Raw genomic sequence first — 24,146 nt, 5'->3', positions numbered from 1 at the left:
AGGTCAGTCCTTTCCTTCGGTCAGCGCGCCAGACAGCGCAAGCGTGTTCAGGGTGTCGAGCATGGTTTTCAGATGAGGGCGCAACGCGGCGGCGCGGGGCCCGTCCCAGCGCCACGGGGCCGCCTCGTGCATGTAGGCGCGCTGCGCGATCTCCATCTGGATCGCGTGCACACCCGTGTCGGGGCGGCCATAGTGTCGGGTCGTCCAGCCGCCTTTGAAACGCCCGTTCAGCACATGGCTTTGCCCCGACTGGCGGGCCACTCCGTGCACCGCCGCTTCAATCACTTGCGCGCAGGTCCTCCCCCCATCCGTGCCAGTGTTGAACACGGGCAATACGCCTTCAAACAGGTAGGGAATGGTTGACCGGATCGAATGGCAGTCAAACAGGATCGCAATCCCGTGACGGTCTTTTGCCCGCGCCAGCGCCGCCTGCACTGCGGCGTGATAGGGCGCGTGATAGGCCGCGCGGCGCCCTGCGATCTCGTCCGCCGAAGGGGCCTGCCCGTCTCGCCAGATCGCACGCCCGTCAAAATCGGTCAACGGCACAAGGGTGGTCGTGTTCTTCCCGGGATACAGCGATGCGCCCGACGGATCTCGGTTGGCGTCGATCACATAGCGGTGGACATTGGCACGCACAACGGTCGTCGACGGCAGCAATCCTTCGTAAAGCCGCGCGATATGCCAATCGGCATCGGCCAACCCCTGCCCGTTTGCGTTGAGCCGCGCCATGATCGGCGCAGGCACATGGGTGCCGCCATGCGGCTGCCCCAGCACAATGGGGCCGTCCCCCTGCAGAACCTCGACCACCGCGCTCATGCCAGCCCCGGAAGATCATGCTCCAGCCCCTGCAAAAGATCGCCCTGCGCAACTAGGTCCTTGGCCGTTTCCAGATCGGGCGCAAGATAGCGGTCACCCTCCAACGTCGGGATATCACGACGCAGGCGGTCCACAACCCGTTGCAGCGCGGGGCTGGTGGCCAGCGGCGCACGAAACTCGATCCCCCGCGCGGCACATAACAGTTCGACCCCCAGAATGTAGTTGAGGTTCGCCCCCATCCGCAAAAGCCGGCGCGCCCCGTGGGCAGCCATCGACACGTGGTCCTCCTGATTGGCCGAGGTCGGGGTGCTGTCGGTCACGCAAGGGTTGGCCAGATGCTTGTTCTCGCTCATCAGGGCAGCGGTGGTCACCTCGGCAATCATCAACCCCGAATTCAGCCCCGGATCCGGCGTCAGGAAGGGCGGCAGATCGTAGCTGAGCGTCGGGTCCACCATCAGGGCGATCCGACGCTGGCTGATCGCGCCGATCTCGGACAGCGCCAGCGCGATCATGTCAGCGGCAAAGCCCACCGGCTCGGCGTGGAAATTGCCACCCGAGACAATCAGCCCAGCCCCGCTTAACACCAGCGGATTGTCCGTCGCGGCATTCGCCTCGATCAGCAAGGTGCCCGCCGCCTGTCGCAGCACGTCCATCGCGGCGCCGGTCACCTGTGGCTGGCAACGGATGCAATATGGATCCTGCACGCGGTGGTCACCTTCGCGGTGGCTTTCGCGAATCTCTGACCCCGCCAGCAGGGCGCGCATCGTGGCGGCCGCGTCGATCTGGCCCGCATGGCCGCGCAGGCTGTGGATTTCAGGCTGTAGCGGGGCGGTGGACCCCATGACCGCATCAGTCGACATGGCCGACACTACCAGCGCGTTGCCAATCGCGCGCCACGCCTCGAACAACCCGGCCAGCGCATAAGCCGTCGAAAACTGTGTCCCGTTTATAAAGGCCAGCCCCTCTTTCGGCCCAAGGGTGGCGGGGGTCAGCCCGACCCGTCGCAGTGCCTCGGCCCCCGGCAGGATCTCACCCGCAACGTCGGCCTGCCCCTCTCCGATCAGCACCGCCGTCATGTGGGCCAGCGGCGCGAGGTCGCCCGAGGCCCCGACCGACCCCTGAGAGGGCACCACGGGCGTCACCCCGCGCGCCAGAAGGTCTTGCAACTGCTGCACCATGTCCCAGCGCACGCCGGACGCCCCGCGACCGAAAGACATCAGCTTGAGCGTCATCATCAGCCGCACCAGCGCGCGCGGCATGGGATCGCCCACGCCGCAACAATGGCTGAGGATCAGGTTGCGCTGCAAAAGCGCCGTGTCCTGTGGCGCAATCTTGAGCGAGGCCAGCTTGCCGAACCCCGTATTCACCCCATAAACAGCCTGGTCCCCCGCCGCCGCTTGGGCCACTTGCTCCGCTGCCACGCGTACCGAGACCGCACAGGCCGGGTCAAGCGCGCCGGTCGCGCCATCGCGATACACCGCCTCGAGCTGGGCCAACGTCACCTGGCCCGGTGTTAGCGTCAGATCGGTCACAAGGTACCTCCATAGATACGTTGGTAAAGCGGTGCCCCGCCAATGCGATAGGACAGTTCGGCCGGATGGGTGACATCCCAGACCGCCAGGTCGGCGCGCAACCCCGGTACAAGGCGGCCCCGGTCCGACAGACCAAGCGCCCTTGCGGCGTGGCACGTAACGCCCGCCAGCGCCTCTTCCGGGGTCATGCGAAACAGGGTGCAGCCCATGTTCATTGCCAAGGGCAACGAGGTCATGGGCGACGATCCCGGGTTGCAATCCGTAGCCAGCGCCATCGGCACGCCATGTGCGCGCAATAGGTCGATCGGGGGCGCTTTGGTTTCGCGCAGGGTGTAATACGCCCCCGGCAGGATTGTCGCGACGGTGCCCGCCGCAGCCATGGCCCGCACGCCGGATTCGTTCAGGTATTCCAAATGATCCGCCGAAAGGGCGCCATAGCTGGCCGCAAGGCGCCCGCCCCCGAGATCGGACAATTGTTCGGCATGCAGCTTGACCGGCAGGCCAAGCTCTTGAGCAACATTGAAGACGCGATCAATCTGGGCAGGGGTAAAGGCAATGCCCTCGCAAAACCCGTCGACGGCGTCCACCAGCCCCAGATCCTGCGCCGCGCGTAGGGCCGGAAGGGCCACCTCGTCAATATAGGCATCTGCGCGCCCCCCGTATTCGGGTGGCACCGCATGCGCCCCGAGATAGGTCGTGTGCACGGAGACGGAACGCAATTCGCCAATCCGGCGCGCCGCCTGCAACATCGCGATCTCGGCCTCGACGTTGAGCCCATAGCCGGATTTGATCTCCAGCGTTGTCACCCCTTCGGCGATCATCGCATCCACCCTTGGCAAAGCCTCTTGCACAAGATCGTCAACCGTGGCGCGGCGGGTGGCTGTGACCGTGGACACGATCCCGCCCCCTGCCCGCGCGACGTCTTCGTAACTGGCCCCATTCAGACGCATCTCGAACTCGGCGGCACGGTTGCCGGCAAAAACAACATGCGTGTGGGCATCGATCAGGCCGGGCGTGACCAGACGCCCCCCAAGATCCTGCACGTTATAGTTCCCGGCGGGCAGCGCATCCCCTGGGCCGACCCATTCGATCCGCCCGCCCGAAAGCACCATCGCGCCCGCCTCGATCAGGCCATAAGGCTGTTCGGACGGGGCCATCGTGGCCAAAACGGCATTGGTCAACAGGGTGAGCGTGGTCATGCGAGTCGACTCCGGGGATTGCGTGTGATTTTTTTTCGTATACTTATTTGGATAATAAGTGTAGACATAAAATTGAAAATGACAATCCACGCAAACACTGCCCTGATCGGCGCGGACTGGTGTCGCAACGTGCGCCTGGCGCTGGAAGACGGCCGCATCCGTCGCATTGAAACCGGCGTATCTGCCGCGCCAGACGATGTCTGCGTGGGCGTGCTGTTGCCCGCGTTGGCAAACCTGCACAGCCACAGCTTTCAAAGGGCCATGGCCGGCATGACCGAAACGCGGGGCGCGGGGCGCGACAGTTTCTGGACGTGGCGCAATCTGATGTACCGTTTTCTGGGCCAGCTCACCCCGGATCATGTCGAGGCCATCGCCGCGCTGGTGTTCATGGAGATGCAAGAAGCGGGCTATGCCGCGGTGGGCGAGTTTCACTATGTCCATCACCGCCGCGATGGCACGCCCTATGCAGCGCCCGCGGAACTGAGTGCGCGCATTTTTGCGGCGGCCGACCAGACGGGCATCGGCCTGACCCACCTGCCAGTGCTCTATACCTATGGTGGGGTCCGGCAAGAAGCCCTGCGCGGCGGGCAGTTGCGTTTTGCCAACGAGTCGGACGCCTACCTGCGGCTTGTCGAGGATTGCCGCGCCCTCGCACGTGCAGCGTTCAAAGACACGCGGGTCGGGATCGCGCCTCATTCGCTGCGCGCGACCACACCCACCGACATGGCCGCAGTCCTACGCGCCACGCCCGACGGCCCCGTGCATATCCACATCGCCGAGCAACGGGCCGAGGTCAAAGCGGTCGAAAAGGCCCTTGGCGCGCGCCCTGTCGCGTGGCTGCTGGACAATGTCGACGTGACCGATCGCTGGTGCCTGATCCATGCCACCCACATGACCGATGCCGAAACGCGCGCACTGGCCCAGAGCGGGGCCGTGGCGGGGCTGTGCCCAATCACCGAGGCCAATCTGGGCGACGGCATTTTCAATGGCGCGACTTATCTTGAGGCGGGCGGGGCCTTTGGCGTGGGGTCGGATTCGAATGTGCGTATTTCTTTGGGCGAGGAACTGCGCCTGCTGGAATATTCCCAGCGGCTGAGGGACCGCGCGCGCAATGTTCTGGTGCGCGATGGCGCCTCGGTGGGCACCACGCTTTACACGGGTGCGGCCAAAGGCGGCGCGCAGGCCCTTGATCGACAGGCAGGGCAGATCGGCGAAGGGATGCTGGCCGATCTGGTGGCGATCGACCGCACCCACCCCGCCCTCTGTGCGTTGCAGGATCATCAGCTTCTGGACGGGCTGGTATTCGCCGCACCGGATGGCCTGGTCAGCGATACATGGTCAGCGGGGCGGCACATGGTCCGGGCTGGACGCCACGTGGCGCGGGATGCCATCCTGTCGCGGTATAAAACCGCGATTGCCGATCTGGTCAATCTTCTCTAAGGCCAACCCATGACCAGACCCCAAGCCCCCCTGAGTTATCGCGATATCAAGCAGATCGTCCTTGAACGCATCCAGAACGGGACGTGGCCGCCTGACAGTTTCCTGCCCAACGAGGCCGAACTGTCGGACCAGTTTTCCAGCACTCGCACCACCGTCAACCGGGCGCTGCGCGAACTGGCAGAGGAAGGGTATCTTGAACGCAGGCGCAAGGCGGGTACGCGGGTTTTGGCCGCGCCTGTCCGTCAGGCGCGCTTTGCCATTCCGCTTGTGCGCGAAGAGGTCGAACAAGCAGGTGCCGCCTATCGCTATGCGCTTGTGGCGCGGCGCGTCATTCCGGCGCCGACATGGCTGTCGGGGCGGCTTGACCTGACACCGAACCAGCGGGTGCTGCACCTGGAATGCATGCATTACGCCGACAATGCGCCTTTCCAATACGAGGTGCGCTGGATCGTGGCCGACACCATCCCCGAGGCACTGAAAGCGGATTTCACGGACATCGGCCCCAATGAATGGCTGGTGCAGCGGGTGCCGCTGACCAATCTGGAGCTGAGTTTCACCGCGACCAAGGCGGACGCGACCATCGCCCAGTTTCTTGAAACCACGGCAGGCGAACCCGTGTTTCTGGCAGAACGCACCACGTGGCTCAAGGCCGCGCCGGTCACGCTGGCCCGCATGTATTTCGCACCGGGATACCGGATGACAACGCGCATTTAAGGGCCGTTTCCGTTCGTTCTACCCCTGAAAATGACCTTGGGTCACGGGCCGTGCAGGTCCAATTTTTCTGGACAGGTGGGGCAAAACCTTTTCTCCTGATCCTGTTCTGGCACAGACCGGGCGCGCGTCCGCATGAACTGAGCATGCCGCGACGCAAGAAATACAAGGGGGGAAACCATGGCCTATGACTATATCGTTGTCGGGGGAGGCTCGGGCGGTGCAACCGTGGCCGCACGTCTGAGCGAAAACCCGAATGTCAACGTCTGCCTTCTCGAGGCGGGCGGCGACGGCAAGGACATCCTGATCCGCATGCCGATGGGGGTTGTGGCGATGCTGCCGGGATATGGCAAAATCAACAACTGGGCCTTCAACACCGTACCACAACCGGGCCTGAACGGACGGCGCGGGTACCAGCCACGGGGCCGCACCCTCGGCGGATCCAGTGCAATCAATGCAATGCTTTATGTCAGGGGGCAAAAAGAGGATTACGACGGTTGGGCCGAGGCAGGCTGCACCGGTTGGAGCTGGGACGAGGTGCTGCCCTATTTCAAGAAGGCCGAGAACAACGAGAACGGCGGCAACGACCATCACGGCGACAGCGGCCCCTTGCAGGTGTCGAACGCCAAGGCGCCGCGCCCGATCTCGCGCGCCTTCGTCGAGGCCAATACCCAGATGCAAATCCGCGAGACGCAGGATTTCAACAGCGGCGACAATGAAGGCGCGGCGATCTACCAATGTACACAGTTCCACAGCCCCGACCGGAACGGGGAACGCTGCTCGGCAGCGGCGGCCTATCTGCATCCGGTGATGGACAGCCGCCCCAACCTGACGGTGATCACCCGCGCGCGCGCCACCCGCATTCTGTTCGAGGGCAAGCGCGCGGTCGGGATCGCCTATCGGCAGGGCAAACAGGACAAAGAGGTGCGCTGCACACGCGAGGTCATCCTGTCTGGCGGCGCGTTCCAGTCTCCGCAACTGCTGATGCTGTCGGGCGTCGGCAATCGGGACGAGATCGGCAAACATGGTATCGACATGGTGCATGACCTGCCGGGGGTAGGGAAAAACCTGCAGGACCATCTTGATTTCATCCTCGCCTACAAGACCAAGGATACGGACAATATCGGCATCGGCCTTCGGGCCGGCATGAAGTCACTGCGCGAGATCATGAAGTGGCGCAAGGACGGGAATTCCATGGCGGCCTCGACCATCGCCGAGGCGGGATCGTTTTTCAAAACGGATCCGTCTCTGGATCGGCCCGACGTACAGACCCATTTCGTAATCTCGATCGTGGATGACCATGCGCGCAAGCTGCATCTGGGCAATGGCTATTCCTGCCATGTCTGCGTTCTACGCCCCTATTCGCGGGGCGAAGTGTTCCTGGAAACAGCCGACCCGATGGCCGATCCGGGGATTGATCCCAGATTTCTGTCGGACGAGCGTGACCTGCAAACACTGATCAAGGGGGCCAAGATAACCCGCGCGATCATGGAAACCCCGCCCATGGCGCAATACAAACATGCCGAATTGTTCGGTGTGCATGACAACATGACCGATGCGGAATGGGAGCAGCATATCCGTGACCGTGCCGATACGGTCTATCACCCGGTCGGGACCTGCAAGATGGGGGTGGACGATATGGCTGTGGTTGACCCGGAATTGCGGGTGCGCGGGCTGGAAGGGCTGCGCGTCGCGGATGCGTCTGTCATGCCCACCGTGGTCAGCGGCAATACCAACGCGCCCACCATCATGATCGGCGAGAAATGTGCCGACATGATCAAGGCGACCTACGCCAGCGCCTGAGGCGTGTTACGCCAACAGGTCGGCCAGGGCATTCTGGCCATTCACCATCAGGTGGATGCTGTCCTGTGCCGCGCCGTCAACCAGCGCCCAGATGATCTGGCCCGTGGGGCGGTAGATCACAAAGGCCTCTTCAACCCCTTCGACACCCGCGCCGGTGGTTTCGACGAAATTGACCTGAAACTGCGCGGCACGGGCCGCATTGTCGCCGAATTGCAGGGCATCGCCGGCGCTGGCGTTATAATCCTGAATCCAGTCCGACCCATGGTCGAAAATCCCGAGGTGAAAGAACCGGTCGGCCCCGGCCCCACCGTTCACGCGGTCATGGCCAAAGCCGCCATTGATAAAATCCGCCCCGTCGCCGCCGAACAGCACATCCGACAGTGCCGATCCGGTCAACTGATCCTCGCCCGTGCCCCCGATCAGCGTATCAGAGCCGAAACCGCCGGTCAGGGTGTCGGCCCCGGCATCGCCGCGCAGCGAGTCGTTGCCATAGCCGCCGGTCATCAGGTCATCCCCGTCTCCGCCATAGAGGATGTCGCGCAGATCTGCGGCGCTGTCACCACCATGCAGCACGTCATGCCCCGCGCCCCCGTTCAGCGTGTCATATCCATCCCCCCCAAGCAGCGTGTCACTGCCCTCGAACCCTATCAGAGAGTCATTTCCGCGTTGACCCGCTAGCCGGTTGTCGAGGGTGTTTCCGCGCAGCACATCATGCCCCGCGCGCCCGGATGCATTCTCGATCTCGGCGCCATAAGGCACCGCGAGCCGCGCAAAAGCCGCGTCCCCCGCAATCGAAAATTCGGAAAACCGGCCCGGACGCAGGTCGATAATCGCGTTTCCCGTGCTGTTTTCGGCGGTGATTTCATCCACCCCGCCCGCATCCCAGATCACCGAGACATTGCCATCCGCGCGCGGGGCATGGGTATCATCCCCGGCGTGGGTGGACATGTTCGCCCCCCAGCGCTCTTGAAGCGCGGCGATGTCATAAAGCATGAGGTTTAGAGGATAAGCCGAGGTGTCAGGGTTGGTGTTGTAGGACATGACCGAGAACTGGAAATTGTCTTCGTCCTCGGGCAGGAACGGCGCGGGTGCACCACCGCCCAGCACGTCATAATCCCCAGTATGCTTGAACGACATGGCGTGACCGATTTCGTGCAGGATCAACCATGGAATCCAGCTCTGGTTGAAATTCAGGGCTGTGTCGAACACCACCGCGCCGTCATACTGGAACCCGCCGCCATAGGTGTATTGCCACCAGCCCTGCCCGTCCGGCACCCCGTCCGAGGCGCGCACGAAGGACAGGTGATAGGTGTTCTGATCGGAACTTTCGACAAATTCGACATTGATATAACGGGCATATTCGGCCAGCCCGTCGCGCACCATCTGGCGCTGCGCATTGGTCAGGTAGGTATAGCCCGACACATTGGTCCAGCCCCAGTCCAGCAGATCATCCGGGCGCTGGTTGCCAAAGTGATAGGACATCTGCAAAGGCGCGGCCTGTGTGGTGTGAAACGGACCAAAAGACTGATCGTACTGGATCGCCGCGATGCGGCTGTGCAATTCGTTCGGGGATACGCCTTGGATTGTCACGTGCCGCTCCAATGTCTTGAATGAAAAGGTCCGACGACCCGGACCCCATCATACTAGCAGTACAACGCCCCCGCACAAAGCGCGCCCTCACGCGGGTTCTTTTGTCACCGACCCTGCCTCGGGGCCGCCCGTGAACCTGGCCTTCCAGGCCGAGGCGGACACCATGTCGAAATAGATGGTCAGCGTGGCGGGCAGGACCAGCACCACAAGAACCATCGACGCCGCAAGCCCGGAGGCCACCGCCACCACCAGCGGCACCATGGTCTGCACCTGCGGGCTGCCATCCGAGATCAGCGGCAACAGGCCCGCAATTGTGGTGCCGGTCGAGATCAGGATCGGGCGGAACCGGTCGCGCACCGCGTCAATCGCCGCCGAGACGTGATCTTCTTCCTGCAGATTGCTTTGGAAGAACGTCAGGAACAGGATCGCGTTATTCACCACGATTCCCGCCAGCGAAGCAAAGCCAATGAAACTGGGCATGGCAAGATTGATGCCCGTGGCCCAGTGGCCAAGGATGGTCCCGATCAGGGCAAAGGGGATCGACAGCATGATGACGATGGGCAGGGTGTAGCTACGGAACTGGAAGGCCAGCACCGCATAGACCCCGACCAAGCCGACGATCAGCTTGCCGAGGATGGAGCTTTGCGACCGCTGCTGGTCTTCGACCGCGCCGCGGTTTGCGATCTGAACATCGGGGAGGGCCGCCATCACCTCGGGGGCAAGCACGTTGGTGACGTGGGCGGCGACCTCGTTCGGCGAGACGACGCTGCGGTCCAGCTGCCCGACAACATGGGCGATCACCTTGCCGTTGCGGCGGGTGATGTTGGGATAGCTTGTCGTGACGCGCAGGTCCGCCACGGTGCTGAGCGCGGTTTTCTTTCCTTGCCCGACCAGCACAGGAAAGGTTTCCAGCGCACTGAGGTTTGCGACACTATCGCCGATCTGCACCCGCACCGCCATGTTCGACGCACCGGTGCGGAAGCTGTCGGTCTCGGACCCTGCAAAGGCATTGCGCAGCTGTTCGGCAAGGGATTGCGGCGTCAGGCCCACGGCATAGCCATAGGGGTTGAGGGCTAGTTGCACCTCCTGACGGCCACCAAAGAAATCCTGGTAAACCTCGGTCACGCCGTCATGATCCTGCAAGCCCTGCAAAAGGGCAGTGGCGGCGCGTTCGACATTGACGGGGTCACGGCCGGATATCTCGATATCCACATCCGCCCCACCCGGCCCCATTTCGGCCTGCGCAAAACTTGACTGGACCAGATCCGGCACGGGGCCTGTTTCGGCACGCCAGGCGCGCAGGAAGTCCTGCGCGCTCACGTTGCGGCGGGCACTTTCCAGAAGGTCTACGACGATGGTGGCCGAATGCGATCCGTTGTCGTTCACATCGGCATTCACCCCGTATTGCACCATGACGCGTTTGACCAACGGCTCTTGCCCATCGGTCAGTGGCGTATAGGCCGCATCTACGCGGTCCAGTGCGGCCAGCATCTGATCCACCGTGTCAATGGTGCGCTCGCGCGTGATCCCGGAACTGAGCGCAAAGCGAGCTTGAACGGTATCGCCCTCGATGGTGGGGAACCCGACCACCTTGACCATGCCGGATGTGACCATACCCACGGTCACAATCAACAGGCCAAATACCGCGCCAAGCGTCAGGTACCGCCAGCGCACGAACAGCTTGACCACGGGGATCACCGCGGCCTCTTTCACGCGGTTCAGCACCTGCGAAGCGCGGCTTTCCGTGGCCGCCCCGTGTGTGCCGCGCCCGGCATGGGCAAGGTGATGCGGCAGGATCAGGAACGCCTCGACCAGAGACAGGGCCAGCGTCATCAAAAGTACGATGGGAATAAAGCGCAGTACCTGCCCCATGTCCCCTGAAAGGAACATCAATGGCCCAAAGACACAGGCTGTGGTCAGGAACGAGGACGCCACACCGGGCATGACCTCGCGCGTACCCCGCGAGGCCGCATCATAGGGCGACAGCTTGCGCCGGTGCCGGTCGATGTTTTCGGCGATCACGATGGAATCGTCCATGATCAGCCCCACCGCCATGAGCAACGCCACAAGGGTCAGCATGTTGATCGACACGCCCAGCGCCTGCATCAGGAACATGGTGCCCAGGAACGACACAGGCAGCGACGCGGAAATCCACAGGGAATGGCCGAACGAAAAGAACAGCCACATCGTGCCGAAGACCAGCGCCAGACCGATGGCGGTGTTCTTGAGGATCAGGGTCAGACGTTCTTCGACAAGGTCGGTCATGTTGAAGGTGACCGTGATCTTGAACGGATCGGGATAGGCCGCTTCTTCGGCCCGAAGCACCGCCTCGACCCCGTCAAAGGTGCGGATCGCGTCGGCCTCGTTGGCCTTGAACACATACAGGATCGCGGCCTGATCGCCATTTATGAAAGACTGCTGGTTTTCGTCCTTGTCGACAAGCTGGATGCGCGCCAGATCGCTCAGACGCACCATGCCGCCGGCATCGTTTTCAAGGATGATGAGATCCTGCAATTCGGTGATGGTGCGCCGCGCATCGGAATAGCGCAGGACGACGCTGCCCTCGTCGGCCTCCAACGAGCCAAGGGGCTGGCGCAAGCTGCGGGCATTGATGGCCGAAACGATCTCGCGCCCGGAGACGCCAAAGCGCTGCAACGCCTGTTCGTCGAACATGATCCGCAATTCCCTATCGGTGATCCCGGTCACGCGCGCCTCTGAGACACCGGGCACCTGTTGCAGGGTCTCGGCCAGTTCGTCGGCATAGGATTTCAGCCCCTCCTTGCCGGAAATGCCCGACACGGCCAGCATCGCGATCAACTCGGTTCGGCCGCCCATCTTGACCGAGGGCGGCTCCGCATCCGAGGGGAAATCGTCAATCTCGGACACGGCGGAAAAGACATCGTTGTAAAATTCGCTGACATTGCCGCCTTCAACAAGTTCGGCCGTGGCAGTCGCCACGCCGTCAAGCGACAGGCACGTCAGTTCCGCAAGACCGGTGGTGCCGGTCAGGGCGTCTTCGATCGGGGTGCAGATTTCCTCGTCCACATCCACAGCGGACGAACCGGGATAAATCACGCTGACGATCACGGTCGAGGGCGTGATGTCGGGGAAAGTCTCGCGTTTGATCCCGCCGATCGAGGTAAGGCCCAGAACGCAGATCAATGCCATCAACAGATTGGCGGCAACCGGATGGCGGACAAACCAGTCAATCATCTTGCAGCGCCTTCTCGGTCAGGGGGGCCAGCTTCATGCCCGGGACAGGCGGGCGCGGCGCCGACAGCAACAGGGATTCGCCCCCCGAAAGACCATTCAAAACAATCACATTGGCCCCGATCACCGGCCCCGCCTCAATGGGGGCAAGAGACAGGCGGTTGTTGGCATCGGCAAGATAGACAAAGGGCGCGCCGTCGTCGTCATAGCGCACCGCGCTGCGCGGAATCGCGATGACGCCAGGGCGCGGGCCGGTGGAAAACCGCACTCCCACGAAGGTGCCCGCATTCAGCGGCGGCCTGTTGATCGGGCGTACACTGACCAGAGGATCCTTCACGCGCACCACCATGCCCAGCGCGCCGGTGTCGGCGTCCAGCGTGCCACGCGTGCGCACCAGATCGGCCGGCCAGGTGGCCTCGAACCCGCCCTGCGCCATAAAAACCTCGGCGGTGATTCCTGCGCGGGTCAGCATCTTGACCGCCTGCGTGGTGTCGATGCTTTCATCCGGCGACAGGGTGCCCTGAAAGGCCAGCGCGATCATCGGTCCGAATTCCGAGGGCTGCACCTCGGCGGTGATTTCAACCGCCGACACATCGTCAAGACTCAGCAGCAGATCCCCCGACCGCACATATTGCCCGGCCTCGGTATTGGTGGCCGAGATACGCCCCCGGAACGGCGCGCGGATCGTGGCCTTTTCAATCGCGCGTTCCGCCTCGGCAATTTCCGAACGGCGCAGCGACATGGTCGCCTCAAGCGACTGGCGCTTGGACGGGTAAAGCGAGATCGTATTTTTCAGGTTGGCGACCGACACCGTTTGCGACAGCAGCGTGCGCCGCGCCCCGTCCAGCGCCGACTGGCTGGAGGTGCCACGGTCGAACAGGCTTTCTATGCGCGCGAATTCAGATTCGGCCACATCGAGAATACGCTCTTCCACCTCGAGCATGGCGCGTGAATTGGCCTCTTGCTGGTCCAGTTCAGCCATCTGAGCTTCGACGACGGCGATATTGGCCTCGGCCTTTTGCCGCGCGAGGTCGTAATCGGTGGTGTCGATGCGGACCAATTCGGTTCCCGCCTCAACAATGGCACCGACAGCGTGGTCCTCAGGCAGGTAGGTCACGCGGCCCTGGACCTCGGCGATGGCCGACCATGTGCGCACTGCTTCGGCGCGACCATAGCCCGTGGCTGTGCCCGTGATTTCTTGCGGGGCCACGGTCTGGACGCGCACCGCCAATGCACGTTCCTCTGTCATGTCCTGCGGGGCGTCGCCGGAGCGGTTCATCAGGACAAACACCCCGACGGCCAGAACGATGGGGGGAAGAATGAGAAACGGGCGAAGTGTCATACGTCAAAATCCGGTCTTGCTGCGGCCTGCACGGCCGTCTTTCTGAAATTGCCCAAGATCGTGCCGCCTTTGGGCACGCCCTTGGGTTGGCTCCGACCATACGCGGCTCTGGACAAAAGGACAGGCCCTGACATGGGCGACGCCCTGCCATTTCCCGGTCGCAGGTCGGAATTTGCTTAGAACGAGTGTGGCCTGCGTTTCCGTCGCAGCTTTTGCGAATTTTCGCGGCTTATCCTGTCAACAGGCGTGTCAGGGGGCTAAGCGGCATCGAAATGACCTAAAACTTTCCAAAAAAGGAAAGAAAACCCGATGAATGCTCAATTTACCTTTACCATTTATGCAGGCAATCTGGTCTCAGGAGGAAACGTGATGCAGCAAACTTGTTGTAGGGGACAGTGTGCCCCCGACTCGCAGAAGCGCGCGCCCCGCTGCTTCCCGCCTTTGGGATAAAACCAGCACCACGCACAACACACCGACCCGCGCCAGACCGACAATAAATTCGTGTAAATGGCCGGAGATCGTTTACAAACAACAGGACGCTTGCAGAAAAAACAAAGGACGCGTCCGGGTCATTCAAGGGAGGAGACCATGACCAACACTCGCAGAAGCATTCTCAAGACCGCAGTTGCGGCACTTGCCTTTGGCGCCATCAGCACCGGCGCCTTTGCGGCAGATGTCACTTTGCGGATGCACCAGTTCCTGCCGGCGCAGGCAAACGTGCCCAAGAACATTCTGGACGTCTGGGCCAAGAAGGTCGAGGCGGACTCGGACGGGCGCATCGCGATCCAGCATTTCCCATCCATGCAACTGGGCGGCAAGCCCCCGCAACTGATTGACCAGGCCATTGATGGCGTGGCCGATATCATCTGGACCGTTGCAGGGTATACGCCAGGACGATTCCCGCGGGCCGAAGTGTTTGAACTGCCCTTTACCATGACCAATGCCGAGGCGGTGTCGCGGTCTTATTGGGAGCTGGCCGAAGAAACCATGATGGATCAGGACTTCAAGGATTTCAAAGTTCTTGGCCTGTGGGTGCATGGCCCCGGTCTGATCCATTCCAAGAAACCGATCGAAAGCGTTGCCGACCTGAACGGCGTCAAACTGCGCGCGCCGACCCGCGTAACCAACGGCATGTTCAGCAGCCTTGGCGCGACACCGGTCGGTATGCCGGTTCCGGCGGTGCCCGAGGCACTGTCGAAAGGGGTGATCGACGCAACCGTAATCCCGTGGGAAGTGACCGGCGCGCTGAAAGTGAACGAACTGGTGGGCAACCACACCATGTTCGGCGACGAGACGCTGTATACCACCACGTTTATCTTCGCGATGAACAAGGACCGGTGGAATGCGCTGCCTGACGATCTGAAGGCCGTGATCGACGCCAATTCCGGCGCGGATTTCTCGGCCTTTGCGGGCAAACAGATGCAGTCCGACGATGCCCCCTCGCACAAGCAGGCGATGGAGCGTGGCAACAACATCATCACGCTGGGCCCCGATCAGGTCGCCGAATGGAAAACCGCGGCACAGCCGACGACCGATGCCTGGATCGCCGAAATGGATGAAAAGGGTATGGACGGCACGGCCTTGTACAATCGCGCGATCGAGTTGATCGCCAAGAACAGCGGCTCTTAAGAGCCTGACATTTCCCCCGGTCGTGGATCGGGGGAAACCATCCTGCGGGAGAATTTCATGCACTCACTGGTCGAACGGCTTGCACGGATCATGGCGATCGCGGGCGGCGTGGTTCTGACCGCCCTTGTTGCGCTGACCTGCGTCAGCGTTCTGGGGCGTGGTCTGAATACATTCGGGCATTCCGACACGCTAAAGACCCTGTCCGAGGGGGCCGCCAATGCCCTGATCGCCACGGGCGTCGGTCCCGTGAACGGGGATTTCGAACTTGTCGAGGCAGGCGTCGCCTTTGCGATTTTTGCCTTCCTGCCGATCTGCCAGCTGTATGGCAGCCACGCGACGGTGGATGTGTTCACCAATGCGCTGCCCCCCAAGGTAAACAGGATCATCGTCACCTTCTGGGAAGTGGTGCTGACCGCTGTGATCCTGCTGATCACGTGGCGCCTGTTTGTCGGTTTGCAGTCCAAGATGGCCTATGGCGAAACCACGTTCCTTCTGCAGTTTCCGGTTTGGTGGGCCTATGGCTTCAGCTTTTTGGCCGCCGTTGTTGCCTCACTCGTCGCTGTCTACTGCGCCATTGCACGGATCATAGAACTGATGACGGGGCGGCACATTCTGCCTTATGCCGGGGAGGCAATCCATTGAGCATGCTAGAACTGGGCTACGTGTCCTTCCCCATCCTGCTGGTAATGATCTTCCTGCGCGCGCCGATTGGCTTGGCCATGTTCCTGTGCGGTATCGGGGGCCTCTATTTCGCTATGGGCGGTACCAACATGTTCATGGCCAAGCTGAAGACTGAAACCTATTCGACCTTCTCGAGCTATTCGCTGACCATTATCCCGATGTTCCTGCTGATGGGCCAGTTCGCGACGCTGTCGGGCATGTCCTCGGCCTTGTTCAAGGCCGCAGAAAGCTGGCTTGGCCACCGCAAGGGGGGCGTCGCCATGGCCTCGGTCGGGGCTTGTGCGGGGTTCGGCGCGATCTGTGGCTCGTCGCTGGCCACCGCCGCCACGATGAGCCGTGTCGCCCTGCCCGAACTGCGCCGCTATGGCTATTCCGGCGGGTTTTCGACGGCGACGCTGGCCGCAGGGGGCACGCTGGGTATCCTGATCCCGCCCTCGGTAATCCTCGTGATCTATGCCATTCTGACGGAACAGAACATTGCGAAACTGTTCCTTGCGGCCTTTGTCCCCGGCATCCTGGCCGCGATCGGCTATATCATCACGATTTCGATCTACGTCCGCCTTTACCCTGACGCTGCGGGAACGCGCGCGCCAACCCCCTATGCCGAACGGATCCGTGCGCTGCTGGATGTGTGGCCGGTGCTGCTGGTCTTTGGGCTTGTCGTGGGCGGCATCTATCTTGGCTGGTTCACCCCCACGGAAGGGGCCGCCGTGGGCGCGGCAGGAACGGGCGTGATTGCCCTGTTGTCCGGCAACCTGAACTGGAAAGTGTTCGTCGAAAGCATCATTGCCACCGCCACCAGCACCGCGATGATCTTTTTCATCGTGCTGGGTGCGGGGCTTTACAACAGCTTCCTCGCCCTCAGCCAGGTGCCGCAGGAATTATCCAACTGGGTGCTGAGCCTTGGCCTCAGCCCGTGGATGGTACTGTGCATGATCCTTGCGTTTTATCTGGTGTTTGGCTGTCTCATGGACAGCCTGTCGATGATCCTGCTGACGATCCCGATCTTCTTTCCGGTGATCAGCGCACTGGATTTCGGGATGAGCCCCGAACATGTCGCGATCTGGTTCGGCATCCTTGTTCTGATCGTGGTCGAGGTGGGACTGATTACGCCCCCGGTGGGCATGAACCTGTTCATCATCAACGCCATGGACCGCACGACGCCGATGGTCGAGACCTACAAGGCGGTGATGTGGTTCGTCACCTCGGACATCGTGCGGGTAATCATCCTAGTACTGTTCCCGGCCATCACGCTTTTCCTGATCCCCTAGAAAGGACCCTGCCATGGCACAGCCCCGTGTATTGATTGCCGGTGGCGGGATTGGTGGCCTGTCATTGGCGCTGACCCTGCACCAGATCGGCGTCGAGTGTCTGGTGTTCGAGACCGTGCGTGACTTGAAGCCGCTGGGCGTAGGTATCAACCTGCAACCCAATGCGGTGCGTGAATTGTTCGATCTCGGGTTCACCGCACAGGATCTTGACCAGTTCGGCGTGCCAGCGCGCGAATGGGCGCTTGTGGGCCTGAACGGGCAGGAAATCCATGCCGAGCCCCGAGGCACCGATGCCGGGTATGACTGGCCGCAATACGCGGTGCATCGCGGCGTCTTTCATATGGCGCTGTATCACCGGTTTGTTTCCCTTGCCGGTGCTGAATCCGTCCGGTTGGGTGCCCGCGCGACGGGCTACGAAATCGAAAAGGACGGGCGGGTATCGGTTCTTCTGGACACCGACAGGGGTGAGAGGCGCGAAACCGGCACGTTGTTGATCGGAGCCGACGGCATCCATTCCGCCATTCGCGCCCAGATGCACCCGGACCAGCCGCCGATTCACTGGGGCGGCGCGGTGATGTGGCGGGGCACCACGCGCACCAAACCGGTGCGCACCGGATCATCCTTTATCGGGCTGGGCACGCATGAGCACCGGATGGTGATCTATCCGATTTCGCACCCCGACCCTGACACGGGCCTGGCGCTGGTCAACTGGATCGCCGAGGTCACCTATGATGATCCCTCCGCCCACGAGACCACCGGCTGGTTCCGGCAGGTCGGCACAGAAGACTTTGCCCATCACTTTGACGGCTGGACCTATGACTGGCTGGATGTGCCTGCGCTGATCCGCGGGGCCGATGCGACCTATGAAAACCCGATGATCGACCGCGACCCGATCCCGACATGGGTCGAGGGGCCGGTCGCCCTGATGGGGGATGCGGCCCATGCGATGTATCCGACCGGATCAAACGGGGCAAGCCAGGCCATTATCGACGCGCGCACGCTTGGGGCGAAGTTCCTGCAGCATGGGGTGACAGCCGAGGCCCTTGCCGACTATGACGCCACCCTGTGCGGGCCGGTCTCCGAGCTGATCCTGCGCAACCGTGGCGCGGGGCCCTTCGGATTGCTGAACATGGTCAATGACCGGTGCGGCGGCATCTTTGACACGATTGACGACGTCATCCCCAAAGAAGAACGCGCCGCGTTCATGGCGCGGTACAAGGCCGCCGCCGGGTTCGCACGCGACACATTGAACGCCGCCCCCCCGACCATCCCCACCGGTGCCAAGGTCAAGACAACCCCCTAGCCCGCGCGCAGCCCCAGCCTGTCGAGCACGGTGTTCACGGCCAGACCAAAGATCTGCGCCTGCGGTGACAGGATATCGTCGGGCCGGTGCATCAGCCCGACCGGGCCACGTGTGATCGAGGTCTCGAACGGCAGCGCCACCAAATGCCCGTCGGCAATTTCATTGGCCACCACCCCGGCCGAGATGATCCAGACCGCGTCGGTCCGTCGGGTATAGACCCGCCCAAACGCCCCCGACACAGTTTCCAGCCGGTGCGCGATCTCGCCCACGCCATGCGCGATCAGGTAACGGTCCACAAGCGCCCGGATGGCCGAGCCTTCGGGCGGATAGATCACCTGCCAGTCGCCGATTTTCTTGAGGTCGGGATCTGCCAACAGCGGGTGCCCCGCCCGCACCACGAATTCGACCCGTTCCTCGTAAAGCTGGGTAAAGGAAATACCCTGCATCGTGTCGGCCTGCCCAAGGCGCCCGATCACCAAATCCAGCTCCCCAAGGCGCAACCTTTCGACAAGGTACCCGTGCGGCCCGTCCATGATCCGCAGGCTTGTCTGGGGCGCGAGTGCGGCGAATTCGGTGGCCACATCCGGCATCAGTCGGGCCGCTACCGAGGGCAAGGCCCCGACCGAAAGGCGTGTCTTGCCTTGTGCGCCCACCTGTTCCACACCGGTCAGCCCCTGCTGCAGGGCCGCAAGGGACATTTCAGCGAAATGCAGGAACACCTCGCCCTGCCGGGTCAGACTGACCCCCGAACGGTTACGTACCAGCAACGTCGCGCCCATGATCTCTTCCAGTTCTTTCAGCGTCTTGGAAATCGCGGGCTGCGTCAGGAACAGCTTTTCCGAGGCAAGCTTGAGACTTTGTTCGCGGCAGATCTCGACAAAACACTGGATATGGCGAAACTTGATGCGGCGGTCGATCATATACTTTCCAATTTCGACAATGAAACCGCATGTATCTTCATTTTACTTCGCCTGTTTTGGCAAGCATTATCTGAAGAAAGGGTCAAGGAGGAGGATCACATGCGCACTCAGGTTGCCATCATCGGCGGCGGACCTTCGGGGCTGCTTCTCAGCCAGCTTCTACACCGCAAGGGCATCGACAGCATCGTTCTGGAACGCAAGACCCGTGACTATGTGCTGGGGCGGATTCGCGCCGGTATCCTTGAAACCGGCTTTGTCGACCTGATGCACGAGGCGGGCGTCGGTGCGCGGATGGACAAGGAAAGCTTTGTGCATGACGGCACGGTCATCGCTTATGGCGAGACACAGTTCGGCATCAATTTTCAGGACCTGACCGGGCGCCATGTCGTGGTCTATGGCCAGACCGAGGTCACCCGAGATCTTTACGACGCGCGCGAAAAAGCGAATGGCAAGATCGTTTTCAACGCCGAGCATGTCGCCATTCACGACGCCGACAGCGATGCCCCCTATGTGACCTATGTCGTTGGTGGCACTGAACAGCGGATCGACTGTGACTTTGTGGCGGGCTGCGACGGGTTCCACGGGGTCAGCCGCCAGTCGATCCCCCTGACCGTACGCAAGGAATACGAAAAACTTTATCCCTTCGGCTGGCTTGGCGTTTTGTCCGAAACGCCGCCCGTGCACGAAGAACTGATCTATTCCGGCTCGGATCGCGGCTTTGCGCTGTGCTCGATGCGCAACGAAAATCTCAGCCGGTACTATATCCAGTGTTCCCTGTCGGACTCGCCCGATGACTGGACCGATGCGGCCTTTTGGGAGGAATTGAAACGCCGCATCCCGACCGAGTTTGCAGACACTCTTGTCACGGGGCCGTCCATCGAGAAATCGATCGCGCCCCTGCGGTCTTTCGTGACCGAACCCATGCGCTGGGGGCGCTTGTTCCTGTGCGGCGATGCCGCCCATATCGTCCCGCCGACGGGGGCCAAGGGGCTGAACACGGCGGCCAGCGATATCCACTATCTCTACAACGGGCTGCTGCAGTTTTACGAAGAGAGCGACAGCGAGGGCATCGACCGCTATTCGGAAAAGGCGCTGGCCCGCATCTGGAAGGCGGAACGGTTCAGCTGGTCCACCACCAATCTCTTGCACCGCTTCCCCGAGCAGAACGCCTTTGACCTCAAGATCCAGGAGGCGGATGTCAAATTCCTGCGCGACAATCGCGATGCGCAATCGGTGTTTGCCCAGAACTATGTGGGGCTGCCCTACTGATGCCCATGGCGACGCTGGATAAGGTCCACCTGCACTGGCACGAAGACGGCGACCCGTCGGGGGTGCCGGTTGTCTTTGCCAATTCGCTGGGCACCGATCTGCGCCTTTGGGACAAGATCGTGCCGCGCCTGCCTGCGGGATTGCGGATCATCCGGTTCGACAAACGGGGTCACGGATTGTCTTTCTGCCCCCCTGCCCCGTATCGCATGGATGATCTGGTCGACGACACCGAGGCCCTGCTGACCCATCTCGGGGTAAAAGACTGCGTACTGGTCGGGCTTTCGATTGGCGGGATGATCGGGCAGGCGCTGGCCGCCCGTCGCCCCGATCTGGTCCGGGCGCTGGTCCTGTCGAACACCGCTGCGAAAATGGGTGAGGCCGGGATGTGGCAAGACCGCATCGACAGCATCCGTGCGGGCGGGATCGAGGCGCTGGCTGATGCCATCCTGGACCGCTGGTTTGCAGCCGCATTTCTGAAGACGCCCGAAGCCGAAGCCTGGCGCAACATGCTGACGCGGACGCCGGTCGAGGGCTATCTGGGCTGTTGTGCGGCGATTGCCGGCACGGACCTGTCCGGAACAACCGCCACGCTACGCCTGCCCGTGCTGGGTATCGGTGGCAGCGATGACGGCGCCAGCCCGCCCGATCTTGTTCGCGCGACAACGGCACTGGTGCCGGGCGCGCGTTTCGTTGAAATTGAAGACGCGGGGCACCTGCCATGTGTCGAGCAGCCCGCCCTGTTCGCCGGTCATCTGACCGCATTCCTGAAGGAGACCGTTCTATGAGCGAGCGTTTCGAAAACGGCATGCGCGTGCGGCGCAAGATCCTTGGCGATGACCACGTGGACCGCGCCGAAAACGGCAAAACCGCGTTTGACCAGCCCTTCCAGACCCTGATCACCGAAGGGGCCTGGGGCACGGTCTGGGCATCGGATGGGATCAGCGACCGCGAACGGTCGATGCTGACGCTGGCCCTGCTGGCGGCGCTGGGGAATTTCGAAGAAATCCCGATGCATATCCGCGCCACCGCCCGCACCGGAGCCAGCAAACAGGACGTGCTCGAGGCGTTTCAGCACGTGGCCGTCTATGCTGGCGTGCCCCGTGCGAACCATGCGCTGAAGCTGGCCAAGCAGACCTATGACGAGATGGAAAACGAATAACGCCGGGAAACGCGTTGTATATCCCAGCTACGAAAAGGAGAACCGCCCATGAACAAGCCTGGCGAATTCTACCAGAGAGACCGAGAGTGGCATCCGCCCGCCTATGCAAAGGATTACAAAACCAGCGTGGCGCGCTCGCCCCAGTATTCGCTGATTTCCTTGCAGAACTCGGTCAGCGAGATCACAGGTCCGGTCTTTGGTCACAATGACATTGATCCGCTGGATAATGATCTGATCTACAACTACGCCCAACCCGACCAAAGCGCGATTGGCGAGCGGATCATCCTGCATGGACGGGTTCTGGATGAGAACGGCCGGCCCGTACCCAACACGCTTGTCGAGATCTGGCAGGCCAATGCAGGCGGGCGGTACCGGCACAAGAAAGACACCTACCTAGCCCCGATCGACCCCAATTTCGGCGGCTGCGGGCGCACGCTGACCGACGAGAACGGCTATTACTATTTCCGCACGGTCAAGCCCGGCGCTTATCCGTGGCGCAACTGGGTCAACAACTGGAGACCGGCGCACATCCATGTGTCGGTGTTCGGCACCGGGTTTGCGCAGCGCCTGATCACACAGTGTTATTTCGAGGGCGATCCGTTGATCGCCAAGTGCCCGATCGTCAACACCATTCCTGATCCGAATGCCGTTGAACAACTGGTGGCCGCACTGGATCTGAACGCAACCATCCCGCTGGACAGCATGGCCTATAAATTCGACATCATCCTGCGGGGGCGGCGCTCGACCCTGTTTGAAAACAGGCTGGAGGGAAACTGATGCCTCAGCAACTGAATTATCTCAAGGAAACCCCGTCACAGACCGCCGGTCCCTATGTCCATATCGGCCTTGCCCCCGGGGCGGCGGGTTTTGACATTTACAGGCAGGAACTGGGCTGGGACATCGCGGGGCCGAATGCCAAGGGGGAACGAATCCGCGTCGAGGGGATCGTGATCGACGGCACGGGATCACCGATCAAGGACGTGCTTCTGGAAGCGTGGCAAGCCAATGCCGACGGCAACTATGCCCACCCCGAGGGCGGTGGCAATGTCGAGGACGGGTTCCGGGGCTGGGGCCGCGTTATCACCGACTTTGATACCGGTGAGTGGGCGTTTGAGACCGTGAAGCCGGGCCGAACGCGCGGCCGCAATGTCGGCACACAGGCCCCGCATATCAATCTCTGGATCGTGGCCCGTGGCATCAATGTCGGGCTGAACACGCGCATCTACTTTGAGGACGAGGCAGACGCCAACGCCGCAGACCCCGTGCTGAACATCATCGAGTGGGAACGCCGCAGGGCAACCCTGCTTGCCAAGCGCAGCGAACGGGATGGCAAAGTGGTTTACCGTTTCGATATCAAGCTGCAAGGTGAAGACGAAACCGTCTTCTTCGATATCTGATCCAACCGCCAAGACCAGGACCCCGGACCATGACCAAACCCTGTATCATCTGTTGCGCCATCACAGGATCGGTGGCCCGCAAGGAAAACAACCCTGCAGTGCCGATCACCGTTGCCGAACAGGTCGAGAGCCTGCAAGAGGCTTTCGAGGCGGGGGCGACCATCGCGCATGTGCATGTGCGCAATGACGACCAGACCCCGACATCGGACCCCGAGAAATTCGCGCGTCTGAAAGAAGGGATCGAAACCCATTGTCCGGGCATGATCGTGCAATTTTCGACGGGGGGGCGCTCGGGGGCCGAGAAGGAACGCGGGGGCATGCTGCCCCTGCGTCCCGATATGGCGTCCTTGTCTGTGGGATCGGTGAACTTTCCGACCCGCATCTATCCCAACAGTCCCGATCTTGTGGCATGGCTGGCCGGCGAGATGCACAGCTATGACATCACCCCCGAGATCGAAGCCTTTGACCTCAGCCATATCCTGCAGGCGATCCGCATGAACGCAGAGGGTACCCTGCCGGGCAAGCTTTATGTGCAGTTCGTCATGGGTGTAAAAAACGCCATGCCCGTCGACAAGGAAGTGTTCGATTTTTACGTGAAGATCATGCAGGACCGTGCGCCCGCCGCCGAATGGTGCGCAGCCGGGATCGGCCCGAACCAGATCGTCGTGAATGAATGGGCGATTGCTGCGGGTGGCCACACGCGCACGGGGCTCGAGGATAACGTGCGGTTGGACCGGACCACGCTGGCCCCCTCGAACGCGGCGCTGGTGAAGCGCACGGTCAATCTTTGCGACAAATACGACCGCCCCGTCGCAACATGGCAACAGGCGCGCGAGATGCTGGGCCTGCGGATGCCAGACGCGTGACGCTGCGG

20 protein-coding genes are annotated in these 24,146 nt (G+C 62.0%); 13 read left to right on the top strand and 7 right to left on the bottom strand.

All coding sequences use genetic code 11. The features are described from left to right. Nucleotides 1–3: 3 nt before the first annotated feature. The 3 genes from hutG to hutI are packed head-to-tail and all read right to left on the bottom strand — an operon-like array spanning nt 4 to nt 3,547. Nucleotides 4–816 (bottom strand): N-formylglutamate deformylase, encoded by an 813-nt coding sequence (gene hutG, locus WNE31_RS11465; protein ID WP_349979916.1) that lies wholly within the window; start codon nt 814–816, stop codon nt 4–6. Then, complete coding sequence (gene hutH, locus WNE31_RS11460; protein ID WP_349979915.1) at nt 813–2,348, bottom strand: histidine ammonia-lyase; 1,536 nt, start codon at nt 2,346–2,348, stop codon at nt 813–815. The genes hutG and hutH overlap by 4 nt, the downstream gene beginning before the upstream one ends. After that, nucleotides 2,345–3,547 (bottom strand): imidazolonepropionase, encoded by a 1,203-nt coding sequence (hutI, locus tag WNE31_RS11455; RefSeq protein WP_349979914.1) that lies wholly within the window; start codon nt 3,545–3,547, stop codon nt 2,345–2,347. Before hutI ends, hutH begins: the two co-directional genes overlap by 4 nt. Nucleotides 3,548–3,625: 78 nt before the next feature. Between hutI and WNE31_RS11450 the strand changes: the two genes are divergently transcribed. The 3 genes from WNE31_RS11450 (at nt 3,626) to WNE31_RS11440 (ending at nt 7,501) form a co-directional block, all read left to right on the top strand. Continuing rightward, nucleotides 3,626–4,987 carry a formimidoylglutamate deiminase gene (locus WNE31_RS11450; RefSeq protein ID WP_349979913.1) on the top strand — a complete coding sequence of 454 codons (1,362 nt, stop codon included), beginning with the start codon at nt 3,626–3,628 and terminating at the stop codon, nt 4,985–4,987. 9 nt (nt 4,988–4,996) lie between these two features. After that, nucleotides 4,997–5,701, top strand: a complete 705-nt coding sequence (locus WNE31_RS11445; protein WP_349979912.1) for a UTRA domain-containing protein — start codon at nt 4,997–4,999, stop codon at nt 5,699–5,701. A 177-nt stretch (nt 5,702–5,878) separates the two neighbouring features. Then, nucleotides 5,879–7,501 (top strand): GMC family oxidoreductase, encoded by a 1,623-nt coding sequence (locus tag WNE31_RS11440; RefSeq protein ID WP_349979911.1) that lies wholly within the window; start codon nt 5,879–5,881, stop codon nt 7,499–7,501. Between the two features lie 6 nt (nt 7,502–7,507). Here the strand turns inward: WNE31_RS11440 and WNE31_RS11435 are convergent, their stop codons facing one another. From WNE31_RS11435 to WNE31_RS11425, 3 genes are all read right to left on the bottom strand, one after another. Further along, on the bottom strand, nt 7,508–9,091 hold the full coding sequence (locus WNE31_RS11435) for a M10 family metallopeptidase C-terminal domain-containing protein (RefSeq protein WP_349979910.1): 1,584 nt from the start codon (nt 9,089–9,091) through the stop codon (nt 7,508–7,510). An 87-nt stretch (nt 9,092–9,178) separates the two neighbouring features. Beyond that, nucleotides 9,179–12,304 (bottom strand): efflux RND transporter permease subunit, encoded by a 3,126-nt coding sequence (locus tag WNE31_RS11430; protein WP_349979909.1) that lies wholly within the window; start codon nt 12,302–12,304, stop codon nt 9,179–9,181. After that, a complete protein-coding gene (locus tag WNE31_RS11425; RefSeq protein WP_349979908.1) occupies nt 12,297–13,643 on the bottom strand; it encodes an efflux RND transporter periplasmic adaptor subunit in 1,347 nt (448 codons plus the stop codon). The genes WNE31_RS11430 and WNE31_RS11425 overlap by 8 nt, the downstream gene beginning before the upstream one ends. Before the next feature lie 588 nt (nt 13,644–14,231). On the opposite strand from WNE31_RS11425, the gene WNE31_RS11420 reads away from it, so the two are divergent. From WNE31_RS11420 to WNE31_RS11405, 4 genes are read left to right on the top strand one after another with little or no spacing between them, the layout of a single operon-like run. Beyond that, nucleotides 14,232–15,272: a TRAP transporter substrate-binding protein gene (locus WNE31_RS11420; RefSeq protein ID WP_349979907.1), complete on the top strand. Its 1,041-nt coding sequence runs from the start codon at nt 14,232–14,234 to the stop codon at nt 15,270–15,272. Between the two features lie 57 nt (nt 15,273–15,329). Then, a complete protein-coding gene (locus WNE31_RS11415; protein WP_349979906.1) occupies nt 15,330–15,914 on the top strand; it encodes a TRAP transporter small permease in 585 nt (194 codons plus the stop codon). Continuing rightward, on the top strand, nt 15,911–17,224 hold the full coding sequence (locus WNE31_RS11410) for a TRAP transporter large permease (protein WP_349979905.1): 1,314 nt from the start codon (nt 15,911–15,913) through the stop codon (nt 17,222–17,224). The genes WNE31_RS11415 and WNE31_RS11410 overlap by 4 nt, the downstream gene beginning before the upstream one ends. A gap of 13 nt (nt 17,225–17,237) precedes the next feature. After that, nucleotides 17,238–18,527, top strand: coding sequence for a flavin-dependent oxidoreductase (locus tag WNE31_RS11405; RefSeq protein ID WP_349979904.1), 1,290 nt, complete (start codon nt 17,238–17,240; stop codon nt 18,525–18,527). Here WNE31_RS11405 and pcaQ read toward each other — a convergent pair. Then, a complete protein-coding gene (pcaQ, locus tag WNE31_RS11400; RefSeq protein WP_349979903.1) occupies nt 18,524–19,447 on the bottom strand; it encodes a pca operon transcription factor PcaQ in 924 nt (307 codons plus the stop codon). The two genes, WNE31_RS11405 and pcaQ, sit on opposite strands and share 4 nt — an antisense overlap. A 99-nt stretch (nt 19,448–19,546) precedes the next feature. Between pcaQ and pobA the strand changes: the two genes are divergently transcribed. From pobA to WNE31_RS11370, 6 genes are read left to right on the top strand one after another with little or no spacing between them, the layout of a single operon-like run. Next, on the top strand, nt 19,547–20,716 hold the full coding sequence (gene pobA, locus WNE31_RS11395; protein ID WP_349979902.1) for a 4-hydroxybenzoate 3-monooxygenase: 1,170 nt from the start codon (nt 19,547–19,549) through the stop codon (nt 20,714–20,716). Continuing rightward, nucleotides 20,716–21,501 carry a 3-oxoadipate enol-lactonase gene (gene pcaD / locus WNE31_RS11390; protein ID WP_349979901.1) on the top strand — a complete coding sequence of 262 codons (786 nt, stop codon included), beginning with the start codon at nt 20,716–20,718 and terminating at the stop codon, nt 21,499–21,501. The genes pobA and pcaD overlap by 1 nt, the downstream gene beginning before the upstream one ends. Then, a complete protein-coding gene (pcaC, locus tag WNE31_RS11385; RefSeq protein WP_349979900.1) occupies nt 21,498–21,875 on the top strand; it encodes a 4-carboxymuconolactone decarboxylase in 378 nt (125 codons plus the stop codon). Before pcaD ends, pcaC begins: the two co-directional genes overlap by 4 nt. A gap of 48 nt (nt 21,876–21,923) precedes the next feature. Further along, nucleotides 21,924–22,652, top strand: coding sequence for a protocatechuate 3,4-dioxygenase subunit beta (gene pcaH, locus WNE31_RS11380; RefSeq protein WP_349979899.1), 729 nt, complete (start codon nt 21,924–21,926; stop codon nt 22,650–22,652). Next, the gene (gene pcaG / locus WNE31_RS11375) at nt 22,652–23,272 is read left to right on the top strand and encodes a protocatechuate 3,4-dioxygenase subunit alpha (protein ID WP_349979898.1); all 621 of its coding nucleotides are present in this window, start codon (nt 22,652–22,654) and stop codon (nt 23,270–23,272) included. Before pcaH ends, pcaG begins: the two co-directional genes overlap by 1 nt. A 29-nt stretch (nt 23,273–23,301) precedes the next feature. Then, nucleotides 23,302–24,138 (top strand): 3-oxoadipate:acetyl-CoA acetyltransferase, encoded by an 837-nt coding sequence (locus WNE31_RS11370; RefSeq protein WP_349979897.1) that lies wholly within the window; start codon nt 23,302–23,304, stop codon nt 24,136–24,138. Nucleotides 24,139–24,146: the final 8 nt, after the last annotated feature.

The organism is Shimia fortis, assembly GCF_040225985.1.
GTDB lineage: Bacteria > Pseudomonadota > Alphaproteobacteria > Rhodobacterales > Rhodobacteraceae > Shimia.
The sequence above is the reverse complement of the archived record's forward strand: the minus strand, read 5'-3'. Positions and strand labels throughout refer to the sequence as shown.

Excerpts from the sequence above, each read along its gene's own strand:
- hutG (WP_349979916.1), bottom strand. The coding sequence starts at position 816 with ATGAGCGCGGTGGTCGAGGTTCTGCAGGGGGACGGCCCCATTGTGCTG.
- hutI (WP_349979914.1), bottom strand. The coding sequence starts at position 3,547 with ATGACCACGCTCACCCTGTTGACCAATGCCGTTTTGGCCACGATGGCC.
- WNE31_RS11450 (WP_349979913.1), top strand. The coding sequence starts at position 3,626 with ATGACAATCCACGCAAACACTGCCCTGATCGGCGCGGACTGGTGTCGC.
- WNE31_RS11445 (WP_349979912.1), top strand. The coding sequence starts at position 4,997 with ATGACCAGACCCCAAGCCCCCCTGAGTTATCGCGATATCAAGCAGATC.
- WNE31_RS11440 (WP_349979911.1), top strand. The coding sequence starts at position 5,879 with ATGGCCTATGACTATATCGTTGTCGGGGGAGGCTCGGGCGGTGCAACC.
- WNE31_RS11430 (WP_349979909.1), bottom strand. The coding sequence starts at position 12,304 with ATGATTGACTGGTTTGTCCGCCATCCGGTTGCCGCCAATCTGTTGATG.
- WNE31_RS11425 (WP_349979908.1), bottom strand. The coding sequence starts at position 13,643 with ATGACACTTCGCCCGTTTCTCATTCTTCCCCCCATCGTTCTGGCCGTC.
- WNE31_RS11420 (WP_349979907.1), top strand. The coding sequence starts at position 14,232 with ATGACCAACACTCGCAGAAGCATTCTCAAGACCGCAGTTGCGGCACTT.
- WNE31_RS11415 (WP_349979906.1), top strand. The coding sequence starts at position 15,330 with ATGCACTCACTGGTCGAACGGCTTGCACGGATCATGGCGATCGCGGGC.
- WNE31_RS11405 (WP_349979904.1), top strand. The coding sequence starts at position 17,238 with ATGGCACAGCCCCGTGTATTGATTGCCGGTGGCGGGATTGGTGGCCTG.
- pcaQ (WP_349979903.1), bottom strand. The coding sequence starts at position 19,447 with ATGATCGACCGCCGCATCAAGTTTCGCCATATCCAGTGTTTTGTCGAG.
- pobA (WP_349979902.1), top strand. The coding sequence starts at position 19,547 with ATGCGCACTCAGGTTGCCATCATCGGCGGCGGACCTTCGGGGCTGCTT.
- pcaD (WP_349979901.1), top strand. The coding sequence starts at position 20,716 with ATGCCCATGGCGACGCTGGATAAGGTCCACCTGCACTGGCACGAAGAC.
- pcaC (WP_349979900.1), top strand. The coding sequence starts at position 21,498 with ATGAGCGAGCGTTTCGAAAACGGCATGCGCGTGCGGCGCAAGATCCTT.
- pcaH (WP_349979899.1), top strand. The coding sequence starts at position 21,924 with ATGAACAAGCCTGGCGAATTCTACCAGAGAGACCGAGAGTGGCATCCG.
- pcaG (WP_349979898.1), top strand. The coding sequence starts at position 22,652 with ATGCCTCAGCAACTGAATTATCTCAAGGAAACCCCGTCACAGACCGCC.
- WNE31_RS11370 (WP_349979897.1), top strand. The coding sequence starts at position 23,302 with ATGACCAAACCCTGTATCATCTGTTGCGCCATCACAGGATCGGTGGCC.